This is a genomic window from Vibrio sp. D173a (assembly GCF_030248475.1).
The window spans coordinates 46,544-67,658 of record NZ_JAHGAH010000142.1; the positions used below are offsets into that span (position 1 = coordinate 46,544).

Consider the following 21,115-nt stretch of genomic DNA (forward strand, 5'->3'; position numbering starts at 1 on the left):
AGATACCGGTTAGGGTAACGTAAAGTTAGGTAAAACTTATTGAGCTAGACCAGTAAAATTAGAGATGTTTAACCAATTCTTGAGCGACAAAGTCAGCAATGTAGGGTTGAGCTTCCGGTTTTGGGTGCAAGCCATCGTCCATCATCCATTCTGGTTTAATGATGACATGCTCTAAGAAGAACGGCATTAGCGCTACTTTCTGATGTTCTGCCAGTTTAGGGTAGATGTCGTAGAACATATCGCTGTAACGCTTACCATAATTTGGTGGAACGCGGATTTGCATCATGACGACATCCGCACCAGAATCTTTGATCATGGTAATCATTTTCGATAGGTTTGACGTAATAAGTTTAGGTGGGAAGCCACGCAGGCCATCGTTAGCGCCAAGCTCAATCAGAACCAAATCGGGCGTGTGTTGCTCAAGGAGAGAAGGTAACCGTGCAAGGCCATTGCCTGTGGTGTCACCAGAGATGCTACCGTTTACAACTTTTACATCTTGGCCATGTTCTAATAACGCGTCTGGGAGTAAGCTAGGCCAACTCTCCTCTATAGGCATTTGATAACCAGCGCTCAGGCTGTCGCCCAAAACAAGTAGCTTTTCGCTCGCATGTGCTGTAGCGGAAAGGCAGAAAAAGAGAACTAAGGAAAGTATACGAATCATGCAAACACCTGTACTTAACGCACCTATTGTTCAAGCGAATTTGGTTTCTAAGCAAGTCTCTACTAATCAAGAACAATTAACAATCCTTAAAAATGTAAATGTTGACATTAGAAAGGGTGAAAGAATTGCCATCGTCGGTACATCTGGCGCGGGCAAATCTACGCTAATGACACTCCTTGCCGGGTTGGACACACCAACGTCGGGAGAGATTACGTTGCTCGGTCATGCGCTTTCCAAAATGGACGACGAAGCACGTGCAAAAATTCGCGCTGACTCGCTGGGCTTTGTGTTTCAGAGCTTCCTTCTTATCCCGAGCCTAACTGCTCTGCGCAACGTAACGCTGCCTTGTCTTTTACGTGGTGAGGCTGAAGATGATTCAAGGGCAAAGGATTTGCTGACTGCGGTAGGCCTAGAAAAGCGCTTAGACCATTTACCAAGTCAGCTATCTGGGGGTGAACAACAAAGGGTTGCGCTTGCTCGTGCTTTCATGACTCAGCCAGAGCTACTGTTTGCAGACGAGCCAACAGGGAATTTGGACCACCAAACCGCCGAGAAAGTTATTGAGCTGCTTTTTGACTTGAATGAACAACACGGTACGACCTTAATCTTAGTTACGCATGACAGCCTTTTAGCCAGTCGTTGTGATCGAGTGTATCGAATGGAAGCCGGAGAATTGAAAGAGGAGGTAACATGTCCGTGATCTCTTCTAGTGAACAAGACTCGGCACCAAGCAACCAAAAGGCGAAGCATTCCCCGAACAAGAGCCTAGTGCGTTGGAGCTTAGGTGAAATACGTCAAGGGAACTTGTGGCCGATCAGCGTCGCATTGATTTTGGTGATTGCCAGCATCTTCGCGCTCTCTGCTTTGGCCGAGCGAATGGAGCAGGTCATTGTAAAACAGGGCAAAGATGCATTAACCGCCGATGCTGTATTTGTTTCCGCTAACCCCATTCCTGATGCACTTATTGCTGCGACAGATAAACTAGAACGCTCAACCATGACGCGCTTTGCGACGATGGCATTCAGCGAGACAGTGATGCAGCTTATTTCCGTTCGAGCCGTTGATGAGCAATACCCATTGATGGGCGATCTGGTTCTCGACAGCAATTCGTCAGGCCATGTGAAGGCAAACCAACTTTGGCTAGACGAGCGCATTATGGCGCAGTTGGATGTGAATAAAGGTGACATTGTCACCATTGGCGATGCTGATTTCACGGTCTCTGGTGCTGTGTTGATGGAACCAGGACTGAGTTTCAACCCTTTCCAACAAATGCCCTCGGCGTATATTCACCAAAGTGACGTTGAGAAAACGGGCGCCATTCAGGTCGGGAGCCGTGTTCAATATCGCCTGTTCCTCAAAGGTGATGATACAACGCTGACTCAACTTCAAGACAGCACTGAACTCTCTCCGAGTGATCGCTGGCGCACGCAAGATACGGCAAGTCGCAGTAATGAAGTGTTCGAGCGCACAACTCAATATCTTTCGTTAACAGTTGCGATCGTCATCATCATGGCGGCAACGACGTTGGTTTTGACTTGCCAAAGTTACGTAAACAGCCGAACTCAAACCATCGCGATGCTGAAGAGCTTGGGAGCAAGTCGTCGTTGGATTGAAAAATGGCTACTGATTCAAGTCACTATCTTGCTGGTGAGTGCGAGCATCGTTGGTCTTTTATTAGGTAGCGGCTTGGAATATTTGTTGCGAATTCCACTCAAAGATCTTCTCCCAAACCCACTTCCTAGTTACGGCGTCACTCCGGTTTTAATCTCTGTTGTTTCAGCTGTTCTTATTACGGTACCAGCGCTTGGTATTCCTCTGCTCGGTCTAATAAAAACGCCTGCGTTAGAAGTGCTACAGCAAGGTTCTCGTAAGCGTTCTTGGAAGCGCATGTGGCTAGTTCTGGTCCCTGTAGTGCCATTGCTGATCCTATACGCGAATAACACGTTAGTGTGGATTGTGCTTGCAGGCATTGCAGCCTTGTTTGTTGTGCTTGCCGTCGTGAGTGTCATGCTTACCAAGTTGTTCGCTCATATATCGACAAAGCCCGCGATGAAGCTCGCCTTAAGTCGAATTAACCGAACCCCAGTGACGAGTGGCTTGCAGTTTGGCGCTTTATCTCTGTCATTAATGTTGCTCTCTATTATTTGGCTTGTACGCAGCGATATCCTTGCTGATTGGGCGAGGACGCTGCCAGCGGATGCCCCCAACGTTTTCGCATTGAATATTGCAGACTATGAGCTCGATAGCTACCTTGAGACATTGGATAAAAATGGCGTGACAAGGTCACAGGCCTTCCCAATTATTCGTGGTCGACTTGCGGAAATTAACGATGTGAGTGTCAAAGAGATAAAATCTCAAGGTCAAGGTTCTGATGCAGTAAGCCGAGAGTTAAACCTAACATGGGGGGATGCGTTGCCAGAATACAATGAAATCCTGTCCGGCTCTTGGACGAACAAAGCAAGCGTTTCTGTCGAAGCACAAGTTGCGGACGAACTTGGTATTGATCTGGGTGACAAACTGCGTTTTGTGATTAACAGTCAGAACTTCGATGCTACCGTCGACAGCATTCGTCATGTCGAGTGGCGAGATATGAAGCCAAACTTTTACTTCATCTTCTCTTCAGATGTTATGGCCAGCTTGCCGGGTTCTTATTTGATCAGCTATCGAATCGACGATGGTAACGACGCTCTGCTGACTTCAATGTCTCGGGCTCATCCTACGGTATCAGTACTCGATATTCGAACCATGGGCGACAAAATCCAACAACTTATCCAACAGATAGTATCAGCGATTACCATTCTGGCGCTTCTCGGTGTCGTCGCGGGTTTGTTGTTAATATTTACACTATTACGTTTGAGCTTATCTCAGCGTCAGGAAGAGATTCGACTCTATCGAACCCTCGGTTCCAGTAAGAAACGTATCAACACAACGCTGTGGGCTGAATATGGGATTATGGCGCTTGTCGCGAGTGGTGTTGCAGTCTTTGCCGCAGAAGCGTGTGTGGCAGCAGTAATGAAGTATGGTTTCCAACTTAGTCCACAGATTCACCCTGAATTGTGGATAGCTTTACCAGTAGCCACGTTCTCCGTGTTAGCACTCGTAGTAATGAGTCTAATAAAAAGATTGTTAACACCGGTAAACACTTAGTTTGCCTTGTTTCGCAGCAAGTGGAAGCACTCCATGACACTTTTATTTTAGTTATCCACAAAAACGGTGGATAACTTTTGGGATAACTGAAGTGTTAGTAAAGTGGGGTGTTTCCGCAGGCTTTATGCGATGGGTGTTAGCGTTAAAATATTATTCACACAGGTAGAAAAAACGGCTTTCCCAACAACCTCGTCAAGCACTTTTTTAGGAAATTTTTTGCTCTCAAAAGTAACTTTTTTCGTACACCGTTAACAAATGCAAACCCATGAACTTTTTGTGATTTTAATCATGCTCAAACCCGAGTAGAATCATACTAAGTAAATATTTCTCCTTATAAAATTTTCAGTGAAGCAATGAAGTCTGAGTTTCCAAATCGTAAAGATAAACACATCGCTATTATCGGTGGTGGAGTTGCGGGTTCAACTGCAGCCATTCACTTTGCCGAGTTAGGTTTCAAAGTGTCCGTAATCGAAAAAGGCGTCTCTTTGGTCAATGGTCCTCCAATTTGTCATTTACATTCTGGTGGTAACCTTTATCGAGAGATTTCCGAGCAACAGTGCTTGGATCTTCTGGCTCAGTCTATCGATACGATCCGTTTGTATCCGCATTCACTGAATGTCCGTCCTACCTTAATCGCGGTTCCACATTCTGATGGAGGAGATCCGGAAGCGTTGTTACCGCGTTTAGAAGTCATCAAATCGGCGTATCAGAAGCTCGTTCAACAAGCGCCTGATAACAAAGTGCTTGGTGAGCCCGATGAGTACTACAAGCTGTACTCGAAAGCTGAACTTCTTGCGCTGGCGCAGCAAACACAACCGCAAAGTCCAAAGAGCATTGATGAATGGTGTATTCCGTTTGCTCAACACGCTGATTTGGAAGCCCTTAAATATCCGGTCGTCGCAGTTCAGGAATACGGATGGAGCGTATTCAGATTAGCTGCGGTTGCGAATATGACGCTAGATCAACTGCCTAATGTTGAGGTATTGACTCAAGCGGAACTTAAGCAAACCCATTGGGATGGTTCACATTGGGCGCTCACATATCTTAAAGACGAAAAGCATCAGCTTTTAAGCTGCGACTACCTAATCAATGCTTGCGGTTTTGAAACTGGTGCAGTGGATGACGCTATTGGCGTGAAACGCGAACGATTGGTTGAGTTTAAGGCGGCTTACGTTACGCGTTGGAATGAATGTACGCAGCAGTGGCCAGAAGTGATCTTCCATGGCCCTCGCGGTACCGACAAAGGCATGGCTCAATTAACGCCTTATGGTGACGGTTACTTCCAATTGCACGGTATGACAAAAGGCATCACATTATTTGATGACGGCTTGGTGGAGAGCTCTAACACTTCTGCACAGCCAGAGCTGCCGACACAATTGTTGTCTAAGATTCGAAATGGTTGGCGACAAGAAATCCTAGATGAGCGTACAGGCAATGCGATTAAGCACATGGCTCAGTTTATTCCGGATTACAAAAATGCCGTTAAGGGTGGCAAAGCGCTATTTGGAGCACAACAAATCCCGGGAACCGATCCTGTATTGCGTGCCGCTGACGTGACATTTGAAGAGAATAATTACGCTCGAATCGAAGTCGTTAAGGCTTCTTCTACCTTACTTGCCGCACAAAAGATGGCAAAACATTGGTTTGGGGTTGAGCCTGAATCTAATGTTGAAACGCAACACCCAGTCACTGTGCATTGGAGTGAAAAAGAAGTAGAACAGTTTGCGATTAAACTGACGCAAGAACGCGGCTACCCTCAAGCACTAGCAGAGCGTTACGGCATGTAACGCTCACATTTTTTTAAATCTGGGCTCGGCTATCTTACTAGTAACCAAAGAATTGAGCCCATTGGCACCACACATCTTGCAGACCTTGTCTGTCTCCGCGAACAAAACGCACTTCTTGTCCCGGTTTGGCTTGCGCTAATCGTGGTAAGTCAATTCTCGCCACACAGCCAAATTTAGGGTAACCACCGATGGTCTGGTGATCGTTCAATAATATGATGGGATTCCCGTCGTTAGGAACCTGAATAGAGCCAAGCGCAATCCCTTCAGAAAGCACCCCTTCATAAGGCGGTTGTATCGCTTCGCCTTCAAGACGATAGCCCATGCGGTTTGAATTGGGGGAGATGGTAAAGCCGCCAGTTGAATAAAAGTCATCAATCGATTGTTGAGCAAAATCTTCGTATTGATAGCCTTCGATAACCCTAAGCGTTAAGGGTAAGTTGTAATCAGGTTTGAATCGGAACGTCATCTGCCTCGATTTTGATGAAGGAAGTGTATGCGGTTCAAATCCAATCATATCTCCGGCTTTCAGCGGTTCGCCGTTTTGCGCTAGACCGCCCAAAGACTCTCGTACGGTAGTGGATGTACTTCCTAAGTGTGTTTGCACATCAAAGCCACCTTTAACTGCTAAGTAAGCACGAAGACCATTCTTCGCGATACCAAACTTAAGTGTTTGGCCTTTACGTAGACAAAAGTCAGACCAATTGGCAATGGGCTCCCCATTAACCGTTGCATTAAGGTCACCACCACAAATCGCCATATGACAATCGGTTAGGGCTTTAAAGCTCGCATTGCCCAATGTAATTTCGATCACAGAGCAGTTAACGGGATTGCCTAGAAGATGGTTAGACCAACTGTAAGCGTAATCATCGACTGGTCCACTTTGAGTGATACCGATGTGTGCTAACCCGAAGCGACCGAAATCTTGAATCAAAGAGAGCGGGCCTGGCTTTTCTACCAATAAACCTACGAAGCGCATAAAACGCCTCCTAAATTCACAAATTCCTGCTTGGATATCGAACCAAACGTGACCTTGTCACCCACCTCAAATGTAATGAAGGGAGGGGTATCAGTGAATAGCGAAATTGGCGTGCGGCCTATGATATTCCACCCACCAGGGCTGTCTGCTGGATAGACTGCGGTTTTACTGTCAGCAATGGCAACACTGCCCGCAGGAACATGGGTTCGAGGTGTTTGATGCCTTGGCATTTGCAGCTTTTGGGTAACGTCAGAGAGAAAAGCAAACCCAGGGGCAAACCCAATCGCCGAAACGGTATAAACCGGTTTAGTATGTAACTCAATGAGTTGATTCATCGATAATCCGTTTTGTTCGAAGCGCGCAAAATCCAGAGCGGTTTCTTGCGAATAATAAACGGGGATAGAAATATAGTTCGGTTGCTTGTTGGCCATTGACTGGACATCAAACCGGCTGACGATTTGATTGAGATCCTGCAGAATCGTGGATTCTTGAATTCTAAAGGGCAAGTAATCGATCAATATGGTTTGATAAGAAGGAACCACGTTCATAACAATAAGTTTGAGCTTATCGACAATCTGATGCGCTAATTCACCAATATGTTCGACAGTAATGGTGTCGTCGAATCGAATTAAGATGCTGCATTCAGAAATGGGAGAGATAGAAAACTGCCCTTGATTCATTAATTTCCTCCGGTGTAGAGACTTTGACGAATCTTTTGAACGAGAGCGATGGATTCGTTGTTATCCCCATGGACACAAATTGTGTCGGCTTCTAGAAGAATGTATTGACCAGAAGCGGTTTTTACCCGACCAGACTCTGCCAGCATTCTTACTTGTTCTAAAATGGCATGTTCGCTGTTTAATACTGCATTAGGCTGCGTTCTTGGTGTGAGCATTCCATCATCTTGATAGAGACGATCGGCAAAGGCTTCAAACAGCAATGGCACATCGAAATCGTCAGCAATTTCGAGATACTTTTCGTTTTCTTTGGAGGCTAAAATCATCAACGGCACTTTAAACAGCGCCACAGCTTTGACGACAGCAAGAAAAACGCCATCACTTTGCATCATATCGTTGTACAGCGCACCATGAGGTTTGATGTAGCCAATGTCTGTGTATTGCGCTTTGCACAAAGCTTGCAGAGCTCCGACTTGGTAAATCACCATATTAGTGATTTCGTCGTTGGTCATTTTTATGCTGCGACGCCCAAAACCTTGTAGGTCCGGGTAGCCTGGGTGAGCGCCGATTTCTACATCGTGTTGGTTGGCTAGGGTAATCGTATCGTGCATGACATTTGGGTCAGAAGCATGAAAACCACAAGCGATGTTTGCCATATCGACAAAAGGCATCACGCACTCATCTGCGCCCATTTTCCATGCGCCAAAGCTTTCACCCATGTCGCAATTTAGTGTCAGTTGCTGATTATTCAATGTCATACGTTTATAAAGTCCAAAGTATGCTTAAAAATGCAGGAAAATGCGTTTAAGTTCAGTGACTAACTTCATTTTTCGAGCAGAAGGTTATTGATAGAACGATGAAAAGATCATCAAGTTCTTTGAAATGATCCGAAGTTTCAAGAAATTCATGACTGATCAGTCTAATATCTGAGAATTTCAGGTTTATTTCATTGCATGTCGTGTTAATCTTATTTCTTCTTTTTGTGTGATAGTTTGCATAGCAATCCTTTTGGTCTTTTGATTGCTTTCTGCGACAGGAATATATATGTCATTACGAGCAAAGCTAATATGGCCGATTCTCGCTTTCATCACGGTCATCTTTGTTACATCTCAAAGTTACACGTCATACATTACTTATCAATCCGCGAAACATGAACTGGTTGATCAAACCAAGGTTCTCATCAACGATGTCTCTCATTCAATTAAAGATGCGCTCGCAACAAAGAACAAGCAACAAGCACAATTGATTTTGGCTGATTTCCTGAAGGAGCCAAACGTATCACGCGTCAAGCTTTACGACAAAGAGAATCAGTTATTTGCGATCTTTACTTTGGATGGTGCGACGCTCCCTTCGCCGACAGTGACAGAGCGTAGTCGTCTGCATGAGGTGGGTTACGCTCTTTCGGCGCACTTTCTTTATGTATTAGAACCTATCATTCATGAAGGCAAGGTTGTCGGTACAATACGGGTCACTATTTCCCAGTTGCCTCTGATGGAAGTGAGAGATGCGCTTCTCCAAGATGGGCTACTGTTCTTGGCTATTCTTTTGGTCAGTAGTATTGTGTTTTACATTGGTGTAGAGCGTCGCGTGCTGCGACCAATCATTGAAGTGAATCGTGCGCTTCAGGACGTAGCAAATGGTCATCATCTTAGTGGCCGTATTGAGCATCGCGCAAAAGATGAAGTCGGTGAGTTGGTGTCTTCTTTTAACTTCATGCTCGATCGCCAACAAAGATTGGAGAAACAACGTAAGCACAGCTTGGAAGTATTAAAGCGCCGTAAAGCCTTCGCTGAAGAAGTCGTGGACTCTATTCAAGATGCACTGATCGTGACTGACAATTTAGGGCGTGTAATACATTGCAATAGGGCGACACATCGAATTTTTGAAAAGACCTACCATGGTATAGAAACCGCTAACATTTGTGATTTGATTCAGACTAAAACACCAAATGAGCTCAGACAAATTTTGAGTCGTGGCTTAGAGTGCGATGACATCCACCTTGAAAATAGGGAAGGCGAACAGCAACTGAGCCTAACGAGCCGACTTCTTAGCAAGCACGGCTACCTTTTATTCGTGATTCAAGATATTACTGAAATTGAAGAAGCAATGAATCGTCAGCGTGTCGCGGGGCGTGTGTTTGAGAGCAGTCAAGATGGACTTGTTGTACTGAATCATCAAGGCATCATTACCATGGTGAACCCCGCAGTGACCAAACTTGTTGGCTTAGATTCGGACCAATTAGTTGGTAAGCCATTCATAAAATCTATTCGCTGGCGCAAACTGCAAGCCATGATGCCAAGCATCCTCGAGTCGATCGATAACTATGGCATGTGGCAAGGGGAAGTCATTGAAAAGAATCATCTAGGTCAGCTCATACCCATGTTCGCAAGAGTAAATCGTATCATTAAGAGCGAAGATCAAAATGCGTATGACATGGTGATTATTTTAACCGACCTCTCAAGTGCAAAAGAGATGGAGCGTCTAGAATACTTAGCTCATCACGATGCGTTGACAGGGCTGGCGAATCGTTCCAAGTCCCACCTAGAGCTTGAAGAATTAGTACAAAGATCAGGCTATTTACGTGACGAGTTTGCGGTACTTTATCTCGACTTGGACGGCTTTAAAGGTATCAACGATACTTATGGTCATGATGTGGGCGATGAAGTGCTCAAGATCGTTGCTAAACGTATGACTGGTGCAACGCGGCACAGCGATTTGATCGCACGCTTGTCCGGTGATGAGTTCGTAATGTTGGTTAATCCTGCCAATCAAAAAGTCGTAACACGAATCGCAGAACAGCTGCTTGAGACGATTTGTTCACCAATTGAATACCGAGGCACACTCCTTAAAGTTGGCGTCAGTATTGGTGTGAAACTGGTTGGCGTAAATGAACGAGATGCGACCAGAATTCTTAAGAGCGCGGATACTGCCATGTATCAAGCGAAGAAAGCAGGTAAAGGCCAAGCAATTTTAATGGGTTGCGAATCCCCAGAGACAGTTTAAAAACGGGTTAGAAACCTTTAGACTATCCCGATTCGCGTCAGAAGGAATGATAAAATGAAAGTACTTGTTACGGGTGGTATGGGCTACATTGGCAGCCACACTTGTATTCAAATGATCGAAGCTGGTATGACACCAGTGATTCTCGATAACCTTTACAACAGCAAACCAACCGTGCTTGAGCGCATTGAAAAAGTTTGCGGCGTAAAACCAGTATTCATTGAAGCTGACATTCGTGATAAAGCCGCGCTTGTCGATGCAATGAAAGCGCACAACATTGAAGCAGTTATCCACTTTGCTGGCCTTAAAGCGGTGGGTGAGTCTGTAGAAAAGCCACTGGAATACTACGACAACAACGTTAATGGTACGCTTGTTCTGGTTGATGCAATGCGCGAAGCGGGCGTTAAATCTATCGTATTTAGCTCTTCTGCAACGGTTTATGGTGATCCAGCTTCCGTGCCAATTATGGAAGATTTTCCAACAAGCGCGACAAACCCATACGGCCGCAGCAAGCTGATGGTAGAAGAATGTTTAACTGACTTCCAAAAAGCAAACCCTGATTGGAGTATCACGCTGCTTCGCTACTTCAACCCAGTTGGCTCTCATCCAACGGGTGAGCTTGGTGAAGATCCACAAGGCATTCCAAATAACTTGATGCCATTTGTTTCTCAAGTTGCAGTGGGCCGTCGTGAATTCCTATCAGTATTTGGTAGTGATTACCCAACAAAAGACGGTACAGGCGTTCGTGACTACATCCATGTAATGGATCTTTCTGATGGTCACGTAGCGGCACTAGACAAAGTAGGTAACAAAGCAGGCCTTCATATTTACAACCTTGGTACAGGCAACGGTTACAGCGTACTAGAAATGGTAAAAGCGTTCGAAGCTGCATCTGGTAAAGAAGTTCCGTTTAAGCTGGTGGAGCGTCGCCCTGGTGACATTGCTGAATGTTGGGCTGACCCTTCAAAAGCAGCTAACGAACTTGGTTGGAAAGCGGTTCGTACGCTTGAAGAGATGACAAGTGATACTTGGCGTTGGCAGTCAAATAACCCTCAAGGTTACCCAGACGCTTAAAATCTTAAGTTTTACACTTTATTAACAAAAAGGCGCAGTTCTGCGCCTTTTTTGATCTAAATCGGAAAAATTCGTAAATTACTGGTTAAAAGGTAGCTTCAATAAATAGAAGTGCTAAACTATCTCCGACTCTTAATTTAGGTCGTAAATTTTCTCAAGACTATCGGGGTAGTTCATGGAACTTGGTCTAATCATCACTTTCATCGTAGCAGCAGCAGTTATGGTGAAGAAAGAGATGGCAAAGCAGTAAGTTTTCATTTTTCATTCTTTTCTTAACATTTTTGAAATGAAAACGGAAAAAAAGCCAGCATAATGCTGGCTTTTTTGTGTTTGTAGTGTGGAAGAAATGTTTTTCTGAGAAAAGCCTGTAAAGTATAACAAGTACGTTAATACAGCTTTTAAGAGTTTACATAAAATAAAAAACGCCTGACACTCTCAGGCGCTTTTCATTATATCGCTAAAAATCAAATTAGAACTGGTAGTCTACCGATACACCCCAGTTACGGCCAGGCTGGCTGTAAAAATCGGTGTTGTCGGTGTTATCAAGGCTGCGAACGTCTTGGTATGTCCAATATTTCTTGTCAAACGCGTTGAACAACCCTGCTGATAAAGTCAGGTCTTTCATTGGCATATAGTAAGCGGTAATATCCATTACACCATAACCTGATGAGTCAATTTGGTCCTCGTCAGACCAATCATCTTTTTTCGCTGCTAACTTAAGAGAAGCTAGGCCACCGAAGTGATGCTCTACGTTATCGTAACCCAAACCGATTACAGATGATAATGGTGCGACACTATCTAGAGGTTTACCCGTTGATTTATCTTCACCATCTAGGTAGGTAATAGACAATTTAGTGTACATACCTTTAGGAGCATCAAAGCTTTCATCAAGTAGAAGAGTCGAGCTGAATTCCACACCCGAAATATCCACTTCATCACGGTTCACAATAGTGAAGCGATCTTTGTTCGGATCGTTACTCGGCAAATCTTCTGCATCGATAAAGTCTTTATACTCAGTGATGAAGCCCGTAAGTTCGAATTGAGCAAAATCATTTTGTCCGCGGAAGCCAATTTCGTAAGACAAACTCTTTTCTGCTTCTAGATTTGGGTTCGGAACGAATTCAGCACCAGTGTCGTACTCGTAGTAAAGCTGCTCGACAGTTGGCGCTTTAAAACCTTGGCTGATTTGAGCGAATGTGCTTAGCTTCTCATTGATGTGATAGACTGCTCCAAGTTTACCCGTCAAAGAATCGTTGCTGTTTTTGTTGCGCTCAGTGTTGAAAGCTTCATCTGAAGAAGGGTCAGCTTCAAATGAGTCATAACGAATACCAGCATTAAGAACAAGCGTATCTTCTAGTAAGAACGCGTTGTTTTGAAGGAAAACACCCCATTCAGTTACATCTGCATCTGGAATCGTCGTTGCACCAGGGCGGCTGGTACCGTTGTCATGGAAAATATCGACGTTTGTTAGGCTAAAATCTGTTTTAACGAAGTTTAAACCGTAAGTAAGCTCATGAATGGAATTGTCCATGGTAATTACTTTATCGAACTGTGCGTCAAACTGGATCGACTTATCTTCAGCTTGACGAAGGCGAGTACGATCGCCGTTATAGCCAATATAACCCATATGATCCGTAACGTTTGAGAAGTTAGAGTTTTCGCTTTCTGTAACCTGATAGTTCAGGTCTAGCTTCATTTCATCGAAGGCTGGGTTAGCTTCCGTCAACTCGTAGTTAATGCCATAACGCGTACGTGTCGTCTCATCACTGCTTTTTGCATCAGCATAAGTGACACCAGGCATAGGGCCAAAGTTCAGAGTGTAGTTTCCTCTGCGATTGTTCTCGTCGTACTGGTAATTGTAACGTTCAAAAACGACGCCAATTTTGTTTGTATCATTTAGTGTGTAGTAGGCTTTAGCAAGAATGTTGTTTAAATCTTTGTCTGCTGGGTTTTCTAAACCACGGTCACCGCCATCAATATCGCTTCCATCACCGTAAGTTTGCAATTCACTACCTGTTGCGTAAGTACCCATGAATAGTGTTTCAAGGTTCCCTTGGCGAATTGCCCAAGTTACTGTGTTCTTGAATTGCTCATCAGCAGAGAAGTAGCTTGATTTAATACCAAAGCGGTTTTCATCACCATCTGTTTTCAAAACATCTGAGGGATCTTTTGTTTTTAGAACCACGACGCCACCCATTGCATCTGAACCGTAAAGGGTTGACGATGGACCTTTGTTAATCTCGATACTTGTCAGTGTGTCAAGTTCAATCGCGTTTGGATAAATAGCTTGAACCGCACCGCCTCCTGGATTGAATGGCGTGGTTTGCTGAACGCCATCAATAACAATTTTGACTCGGTCGCCTTCCATTCCTCGAATGTTAAAGCCAGAGATACCAAAACGACCTGAAGTAGTAGCTTCAACGCCCGGAGTATACTGAACTGCATCATACAGATTTTTAGAAAGAGAGCGCTCGATATCTTTAGAAGATACCGATTCCACAGAAGCTGATACGTCATTAATGTTTTGCTCGGTACGAGTCGCGGATACAACCACTTCATTAAATGTTGAACTATCTTCAGCGTAAGCACCTTGGGAGAGGGCGATAAGAATAGAGGCTGACAAAATTGATTTTTTATACATTGGCTTCAATACCTTAAATCCATAAGAGGCAATAACAACGTGCGGTATCTTATTAGATCTAAATGGTAATTACTATCGTTCCAATTATTGTTTAATGTTAATTCTATAAGTCAAAATTTGTACTATAGGAAAGGTAGTCTTTAAATATCAATCTGTTATATTGGTTGAAGCTACATTTTTAATTTTTTCTCAAACACCACTACTGTGATAGCCATCACACAAATAGGAGTTTCTGTGCAGAGCCCAATCACTTTAGAAGCACTTCATATTCTTGATGCTATTGATAGAAGAGGAAGTTTTGCTGCTGCCGCGAACGAGTTAGATCGCGCGCCTTCGTCACTCAGTTATCAAATACAAAAGCTTGAACAAGACCTTGATATCAACATTTTTGACCGTTCAGGCCACAAAGCACATTTCACTGAAGCGGGAAAATTGATACTTGAACGTGGCAGGGCGATTCTACAAGCAAGCGAAAAGCTCGTTAATGACGCCACCTTGCTCGCTAATGGGTGGGAGCTCGATATTACAGTCGCTTTTGATGGCATTATTCCGATTTCAAATTTCTTCCCAATGGTTGACGCGCTAGCCAACGTAAGTAGTACGCGGGTAAGACTGCAAGAAGAGATTCTCGCGGGGGGATGGGAGTCGCTCAACGCAGGCCGTGCAGATCTGCTCGTTTGTCCTCCGCTAGACACTTTACCTCAGGACGTAAAGGCAGAAAATATCGGTAAAATGAGCATGGTATGGGTGGCTGCATCCGATCACTATGTACATAAACGGAGTGGTGACTTCGATGATGCTGCGAGGGCGAAATACCGAGTGATTGCGATCGCGGATACGGCAAGAGAACAGCCGGCAATGTCGATTAATGTTATACAGAAACAGCCAAGGCTCACCGTCACGAACTTTCCCGCGAAAGTGGAAGCACTGACTTCCGGATTGGGGATAGGCACTCTCCCAAGCCAAATTGCTCAGCCTTTGATTGAAAGTGGCGCCTTAAAGCGAATCGAAGGTACGGAAGATCAGCCGGTCGACATTATTCTTGCGTGGCGCAGAAACGCGATGGGTGAAGCGAAATCATGGTGCGTTCAATACTTAAAGAAGAATTGGAAATTAAAGTGATGCTGTAACTTTATTTTAGTTTTGCAAGGCAAACAGTAAAGTTCGTTCAACAAAGGGACGCGATTAAGCGTCCCTTTATTTATTTTTAATCAGTTATGCCGATCTTTCTCTTGATAGGACTCAATTAGTTGAGAGGAAGAATCATATCGGCAGTACCATCAGCGAACTGTACATCCAATTCAAAACCCAAACTTTGCGCGAGTGACAACATACCTCGGTTGGTTGGCATTGTCATACCAGACATCTGCTTTGTGCCTTTCGCTTGGCAGTAAGTAATGATCTTTTGCATCAACACTTTGCCTAAACCTTTTCCTTTTAAATCTGAACGCACCAAAATGGCAAACTCTGCATCGCTGTTGTCCGGAGTAATCAGCGCGCGCGCTACACCGATGATGGAAGGACCGTTCTCATCAAACGCCACTGCAACAAACGCCATTTCTCGGTCGTAATCGATTTGAGTGAGATTCGCGAGCGCTTCATGGTTGAACTCGCCAACGTCAGAAAAGAATCGGTTGTACAGATCTTCTTTAGAGACACTATTGATGAACTCTGCGTGGATAGGTTCATCTTCCGGCAAAATAGGACGAAGCAGAATAGGTTGGCCATCTCTCAATGTGACGGTTTCAACAAATTCGGCAGGGAAAGGACGAATCGCTAACCGTTCTTGCGCATCACCTTTGTATTGCTTCAATGTTACGTCGGCATCAATAATGGTTAAGTCACTACCAGATACAAGCACTGGATGTATATCCAGTCTCTCTATTTCTGGCAACTCAACCGCCATTTGAGAGATACGAACTAAGAACTTAGACAGTTCGGTGATGTCTAGCGCATCTTTATGTTTCTGTAATCGAACCTTACCTGATTTCAGTGCAATAACAATTAAGTAGCGCGCCAGGTTCATATTGAGCGGAGGCAGGGCTGCAACCGCATCTTGCGTGATGTTCCAATCTGAACCACCTTGCCCAAGTAAGATCACCGGCCCGAACACCTTGTCCACCGCGATACTGACGCGCAACTCTTCGGCGCTACCAAGCTTCGCCATCCCTTGTACCAAAAGGCCTTGAAGATTCGCGGCAGGGTAACTGAGCTTCGCAGTGTCTAAGATCGCTTGTGCGGCACTCGAGACTTCTTGGCTGTTACGTAGGTTAAGTGCGACACCGTGTACATCCGATTTATGAGGAATGTCAGGAGAGCGAAGTTTTACTGCCACCGGATAGCCGATGTTCTCTGCCATATGTACGGCTTCTGTGACTTCTGAAGCGATCCAAGTAGGGAGAATATGAAAACCAAACTGCTCAAATAGTGGACTGGATTGGTGGGTGTCTAGTGTTACTGTGTTTTTATCCAGTAATTGTTCGCGGGCCCACTCGCGCGCAGAATTTACACTACCAGAGTGTAATGGTTCCGCCGTCGTTGGTGTTTCCATCAGTTGTTTTTGGTTACGTCTGTATTCGACTAAGTGCATGTAAGCGACAACGGCACTCTCTGGCGTTCGGTAAGTAGGAATGCCAGCTTGAGTGAACGCAAGACGAGCTTCCCGAGAGGTTTGTTCGCCAGACCAATTAGTTAGAATATTAAAGTGTTTGTGTCTCGGATGGGCTTGAATAGCTTCAATTACCGCGTGGGCGGTTTCCAAAGAGTCAGACACAGCAGAAGGACTGTGCATGATCAAAATCGCATCGGTACAGTCATTATTCATGAGCGTGTTTATCGTATCGACATAACGCTTTTTCGTCGCATCGCCCGCAAGATCGATAGGGTTCACACCGCGCCAATTGGTTGGTAATACCTTGCTTAACTGATCGGCAGATACCTCATCAAGTGAAGCAAGCTTACCGCCGCGTTCTAGCAACGTATCTACTGCCATAACAGCAGGTCCGCCACCGTTAGTAATGATCGCAAGACGTTCACCACGAAGTGGAACAGAGTGGGTCAGAGTTTCTACAGCGGCAAATAATTCGTGGGTGTTACCTACGCGTAGCATACCGGTTCTACGAATCGCCGAGTCATAAATCACATCCAACGAATCAACGTCTTGATCACCCAGAGTTCTAGCCTGAATCGATTTACCGGCTTTCAAAACCAAAATGCGTCGGTTACGAGAGGCTGCACGAGCAGCAGACATGAAGCGGCGCGCATCTTTAATCGTATCCACGTAAAGAAGAATGGCCTCTGTTTTTGCATCCATACTTAAGTAATCGAGCAATTCAGCAAAATCAACATCTTGTCCTTGGCCAATAGAAATAAAAGAGGAGAAACCGATATTCTTGTCATTCGCCCAATCTAATACCGTTGTGCAAACGGCTGCGGATTGAGAGATAAAAGCAATCTTGCCGGGTAACGCAGCAACAGGAGAAAACGAGCAATTGAAGTTATGCCAAGGAAGAATAACGCCAAGACTGTTTGGCCCAATGACTCGGATGTTTAAGTCAGCAACATCGATGTTTTCGGCATCGTCAGAAATAACAATCGCGAATTCTGTCCCTCGCTCATCCAGTTCTTTCAGTAACTTCTTATTGCGTGCCACATTAGTACAGAGGATGGCGATATCAGGGGTATAGGGCAGGGAAGCAATGTTTGGATAAGCAATAACACCAGACACCGATTTGTATTTTGGTGTCACGGGCATGATGGCCCCGCCAAAACCACTTTGAAGCAAATTACGCATTACAATTTGGCCTGCGCGCAGCGCTTTTTGAGATGCGCCAATCACAGCAACAGAATTCGGTTTGAAGAGTTTTTGTAGCTTATTCATTGTGACTCCTTTGCCATCGACGACGAGAACGGTCGGTCATTCCTCATACAATCATAAACGAATAAGCTTCTCTTTAAATATGAACAAGCCAGACATTGGTGCAAAACTAAACCATGCGTACAGAGTTTGTGTCGCTCATCACACCAAAATCACAGTTTATTGTGTTTGGTGCTTGATAAAATAGCCTGCTATCGGCATGATTTATCGTAATATTTATCCAGAGCGTTTGTTACTTCATGAAAAAAATCGCAATCATCGGCTTGTCAGTACTGCTTTCTGCTTGTGCATCGGAATCTTACATCACTGACGTAACGTCAGAAAGCTACCGAGAAGACTACCAATCTCAGTCTATTTCAAAGCCAATTATGTCGTCTGAGAACGCAGTGGTAGAGAAAGACGTAGAACCAACAGTCGTAAAAATGACTGCGAAGCCTGAAGAGAAAAAGGTCGTTAAGTTAACACCTAAAGATCAGGTGAAACCAGTTAAGATCATTCCGCCTAGTAAGAAGCAAGCAGGCATTCAGCGCTTTGGTTACACCATCCAAGTTGTTGCCGTAGGCAGCCAAGCAAAAGTCGATCAGTTTGCGCGTCAGCTACCACAAAACAGCCAGCCAATTTGGGAAAACTACAAAGTGGTAAATGGAACTAAGTGGTTCTCAGTACTTTACGGTGACTACGCAACAAGTGCAGAAGCCAAGCAAGCAATCTCGACATTGCCAACGCACTTCCAACAGCTTAAGCCATTTGTGAAAAGCATTGATGCCATTAAGAACTCGGCTTATCCAACGCTTAACAAGCTAAATTAATAGAACAAGAGAAGGGAGCGTTTTGCTCCCTTTTTTCTTTGGTCAAATCCTATTCGAACAGCATTCCTTACAGTAAAATTACTGTACGTTACTACTCAAAGGTTTATCATACTGAATAGTATCTTTTGGAGATCACGGAAAGATTGATTCATGATTAAAAATATTCTTTTACTATGCGGTGGCGGCTCTTCAGAGCACGAGATTTCACTACTTTCTGCAAACTTTGTAGAGCAACAGCTGAATCTGATTGAAAACGTGAGCGTTACACGCGTAGAAATCAAAAATGAAGGTTGGGTAACAAACCAAGGTGAATTGGTTTACTTAGACCTTAACCAGAAAAAGCTGTGTTCAGACAACCTAAGCCTAGACGTTGATTTCATTGTCCCTTGTATTCATGGTTTCCCTGGCGAAACCGGTGACATTCAATCTATGTTTGAAATCGCGGGCATTCCTTACCTAGGCTGTGGCCCTGAAGCAAGCAGCAACAGCTTCAACAAAATCACATCTAAGCTTTGGTACGATGCGATTGGCATTCCGAACACTCCATACTTATTCTTAACACGTAACGATGAGCAAGCTCATGAACAAGCGTTACAAGCGTTTGATAAATGGGGAAAAGTGTTTGTCAAAGCTGCACGTCAAGGTTCTTCTGTGGGATGTTACAGTGTCACTGAGAAGCAATCTGTTTCCCAAGCTGTGAACGATGCATTTGGTTACTCAGAGCAAGTCTTGGTAGAAAAGTCAGTCAAACCTCGTGAACTGGAAGTTGCCGCTTATGAGATGAACGGCGAGTTACACATTACTAAGCCTGGTGAAGTGATTGCGCCTGATGGTGCCTTCTATTCTTACGATGAGAAGTACAGCACGTCTAGCCATTCACTGACTGAAGTAGAAGCGAAAAACCTGACAGAAGAGCAGGTGGAAGCGATTCGAGTTGCATCGGAAACCGTCTTTAAGCAAATGAATTTACGTCATTTATCGCGCATCGACTTCTTCCTAACAGAAGATGGTGAGATTTACCTTAACGAAGTCAACACCTTCCCAGGAATGACGCCAATCTCGATGTTCCCGAAAATGCTACAAAACAACGGTCACAAGTTCCATGAGTTCTTAGCAGATTGTATTAATACTGCAATCTAACTAACGTTACCGTCGTTCATTTTGTGGTAAACCTAAGCATAACTGAGTAATGGCACAGTGCTAAACTTTGACTATTACTCGGTTGCATTTATGATTGTATCAAAGCATTAAATAGATGGCTCAGTGGTATGGCAATTTCAAATTATAGAGGTTTTAACCTGCAATCAGGCGGACCTGACGGTGCCGTTTGGAAGGTCAAGATCAAGAACCACGTTCTACAAGGCAGTTTAACGGCGGTAAAAAAGAGCATAGATTGGTGGTGTGACACGGCATCTATCATCGACCCTAAAGAGTTTGCGACTCTTAGTCAGAGAGCACAAAGCACCAGCAGTCCACAATCTGAAGTATTTAACGGCTACACGATAAAGAACGATACAGGAGAGACAAATGCTTGGTACTGTATGTTCAACGGCAAGTTGATAAAAGGTGCTAAACCTGCCATTCAACGCCATATCGAAGCGTATTTAGTTGCAAAACAAAAAGCGCTACAAGCACAACAACAAAAGAAATAAGAATATGACACTCGTATATTCAACAGAGACTGGTCGCATCAAACCAGAAGAAGAAAAAGTCGAACGCCCTAAAGGCGACGGTATTGTTCGTATTCAACGACAAACTAAAGGCCGTAAAGGCAAAGGTGTTTGCATTGTGACAGGTTTGGATTTGGATGACGCGCCACTGAAATTACTAGCAGCTGAACTTAAGAAAGTTTGCGGCTGTGGTGGCTCTGTAAAAGATGGCAACATCGAAATCCAAGGTGATGCTCGTGACAAGATCAAAGCACATCTTGAAAAGAAAGGCATGACAGTAAAATTAGCCGGTGGTTAATTCAAACTGAGCAAAAGATTTTAAAGAGCGTCGACTATGACGCTCTTTTTGTATCTGCAGTTTGGACAAGTTTGTAGAACTTAACCCAGATAAACATCTGCAAAGAACGACACACAAAACAGCTATTGAAAGAAACCCAGCTAATAGCAGAGCGAGCAATCGTAGATTGATAGATCCATATTTCCATAAACCTTATGAAAGATAAATATTTAGAGATTTACCAACAAGAAGCGTTACAAGAGGCTCTTGTCGAACTAAAAGAGGCAAGACAGCGAGAGAAGCTCTTAGCTGACGAAAACAAAGCAATCTTATCAGCCATTTCTGCTATGAGTGAGGCTCGTAATCGCCACGAAATTTTTTCCGGCCTCAACAGCGTTCTAAAGAAATACATCGACTTTGATGACTTTATCGTCATTACCCGTGACTGCAATCAACAAAATTTCAAAACACTTCTATCGACAAATAGCGTCTTTGATAAAGCTAGTTGGTTACCGGGTA

16 protein-coding genes and 1 pseudogene are annotated in these 21,115 nt (G+C 44.3%); 11 read left to right on the forward strand and 6 right to left on the reverse strand.

Annotated elements, in window-relative coordinates; genetic code table 11:
- Positions 1-58: 58 nt before the first annotated feature.
- The gene (gene tesA / locus KIV40_RS15605) at positions 59-661 is read right to left on the reverse strand and encodes a multifunctional acyl-CoA thioesterase I/protease I/lysophospholipase L1 (RefSeq protein WP_051117790.1); all 603 of its coding nucleotides are present in this window, start codon (positions 659-661) and stop codon (positions 59-61) included.
- Between tesA and KIV40_RS15610 the strand changes: the two genes are divergently transcribed.
- The 3 genes from KIV40_RS15610 (at position 660) to KIV40_RS15620 (ending at position 5,595) form a co-directional block, all read left to right on the forward strand.
- Positions 660-1,361, forward strand: coding sequence for an ABC transporter ATP-binding protein (locus KIV40_RS15610; RefSeq protein WP_103414204.1), 702 nt, complete (start codon positions 660-662; stop codon positions 1,359-1,361). The two genes, tesA and KIV40_RS15610, sit on opposite strands and share 2 nt — an antisense overlap.
- Positions 1,352-3,808 carry an FtsX-like permease family protein gene (locus KIV40_RS15615; protein ID WP_285350120.1) on the forward strand — a complete coding sequence of 819 codons (2,457 nt, stop codon included), beginning with the start codon at positions 1,352-1,354 and terminating at the stop codon, positions 3,806-3,808. Before KIV40_RS15610 ends, KIV40_RS15615 begins: the two co-directional genes overlap by 10 nt.
- Before the next feature lie 353 nt (positions 3,809-4,161).
- Entirely contained in the window at positions 4,162-5,595 is a 1,434-nt protein-coding gene (locus tag KIV40_RS15620) for an FAD-dependent oxidoreductase (RefSeq protein ID WP_285350122.1), read from the forward strand.
- Positions 5,596-5,632: 37 nt separating this feature from the next.
- On the opposite strand, the gene KIV40_RS15625 is transcribed toward KIV40_RS15620, so the two are convergent.
- The 3 genes from KIV40_RS15625 to KIV40_RS15635 are packed head-to-tail and all read right to left on the reverse strand — an operon-like array spanning position 5,633 to position 8,006.
- A complete protein-coding gene (locus tag KIV40_RS15625) occupies positions 5,633-6,571 on the reverse strand; it encodes a biotin-dependent carboxyltransferase family protein (protein WP_134977118.1) in 939 nt (312 codons plus the stop codon).
- A complete protein-coding gene (locus tag KIV40_RS15630; protein ID WP_285350123.1) occupies positions 6,559-7,251 on the reverse strand; it encodes a carboxyltransferase domain-containing protein in 693 nt (230 codons plus the stop codon). The genes KIV40_RS15625 and KIV40_RS15630 overlap by 13 nt, the downstream gene beginning before the upstream one ends.
- Positions 7,251-8,006 carry a 5-oxoprolinase subunit PxpA gene (locus tag KIV40_RS15635; RefSeq protein ID WP_012129379.1) on the reverse strand — a complete coding sequence of 252 codons (756 nt, stop codon included), beginning with the start codon at positions 8,004-8,006 and terminating at the stop codon, positions 7,251-7,253. Before KIV40_RS15635 ends, KIV40_RS15630 begins: the two co-directional genes overlap by 1 nt.
- Before the next feature lie 286 nt (positions 8,007-8,292).
- On the opposite strand from KIV40_RS15635, the gene KIV40_RS15640 reads away from it, so the two are divergent.
- Both KIV40_RS15640 and galE read left to right on the forward strand, forming a co-directional pair.
- Positions 8,293-10,251: a diguanylate cyclase domain-containing protein gene (locus KIV40_RS15640; protein ID WP_285350125.1), complete on the forward strand. Its 1,959-nt coding sequence runs from the start codon at positions 8,293-8,295 to the stop codon at positions 10,249-10,251.
- 54 nt (positions 10,252-10,305) lie between these two features.
- Entirely contained in the window at positions 10,306-11,322 is a 1,017-nt protein-coding gene (gene galE / locus KIV40_RS15645; RefSeq protein ID WP_285350127.1) for a UDP-glucose 4-epimerase GalE, read from the forward strand.
- 469 nt (positions 11,323-11,791) lie between these two features.
- Here the strand turns inward: galE and KIV40_RS15650 are convergent, their stop codons facing one another.
- On the reverse strand, positions 11,792-13,963 hold the full coding sequence (locus KIV40_RS15650; RefSeq protein WP_285350129.1) for a TonB-dependent hemoglobin/transferrin/lactoferrin family receptor: 2,172 nt from the start codon (positions 13,961-13,963) through the stop codon (positions 11,792-11,794).
- Between the two features lie 234 nt (positions 13,964-14,197).
- Between KIV40_RS15650 and KIV40_RS15655 the strand changes: the two genes are divergently transcribed.
- Positions 14,198-15,085, forward strand: a complete 888-nt coding sequence (locus tag KIV40_RS15655; RefSeq protein WP_285350130.1) for a LysR family transcriptional regulator — start codon at positions 14,198-14,200, stop codon at positions 15,083-15,085.
- Positions 15,086-15,209: 124 nt separating this feature from the next.
- On the opposite strand, the gene KIV40_RS15660 is transcribed toward KIV40_RS15655, so the two are convergent.
- Positions 15,210-17,843, reverse strand: a complete 2,634-nt coding sequence (locus KIV40_RS15660) for a bifunctional acetate--CoA ligase family protein/GNAT family N-acetyltransferase (RefSeq protein ID WP_228175359.1) — start codon at positions 17,841-17,843, stop codon at positions 15,210-15,212.
- A 236-nt stretch (positions 17,844-18,079) separates the two neighbouring features.
- Between KIV40_RS15660 and KIV40_RS15665 the strand changes: the two genes are divergently transcribed.
- The 5 genes and pseudogenes from KIV40_RS15665 to KIV40_RS15685 form a co-directional block, all read left to right on the forward strand.
- Positions 18,080-18,649, forward strand: coding sequence for an SPOR domain-containing protein (locus tag KIV40_RS15665; RefSeq protein WP_045376616.1), 570 nt, complete (start codon positions 18,080-18,082; stop codon positions 18,647-18,649).
- Positions 18,650-18,799: 150 nt separating this feature from the next.
- Entirely contained in the window at positions 18,800-19,789 is a 990-nt protein-coding gene (locus KIV40_RS15670; RefSeq protein ID WP_045395873.1) for a D-alanine--D-alanine ligase, read from the forward strand.
- Between the two features lie 128 nt (positions 19,790-19,917).
- Positions 19,918-20,301, forward strand: coding sequence for a DUF3319 domain-containing protein (locus KIV40_RS15675; protein WP_285350132.1), 384 nt, complete (start codon positions 19,918-19,920; stop codon positions 20,299-20,301).
- Between the two features lie 4 nt (positions 20,302-20,305).
- Positions 20,306-20,617 (forward strand): stress response translation initiation inhibitor YciH, encoded by a 312-nt coding sequence (gene yciH, locus KIV40_RS15680; protein ID WP_005531338.1) that lies wholly within the window; start codon positions 20,306-20,308, stop codon positions 20,615-20,617.
- 194 nt (positions 20,618-20,811) lie between these two features.
- Positions 20,812-21,115: pseudogene (locus tag KIV40_RS15685) on the forward strand (hybrid sensor histidine kinase/response regulator); the annotation flags it as partial.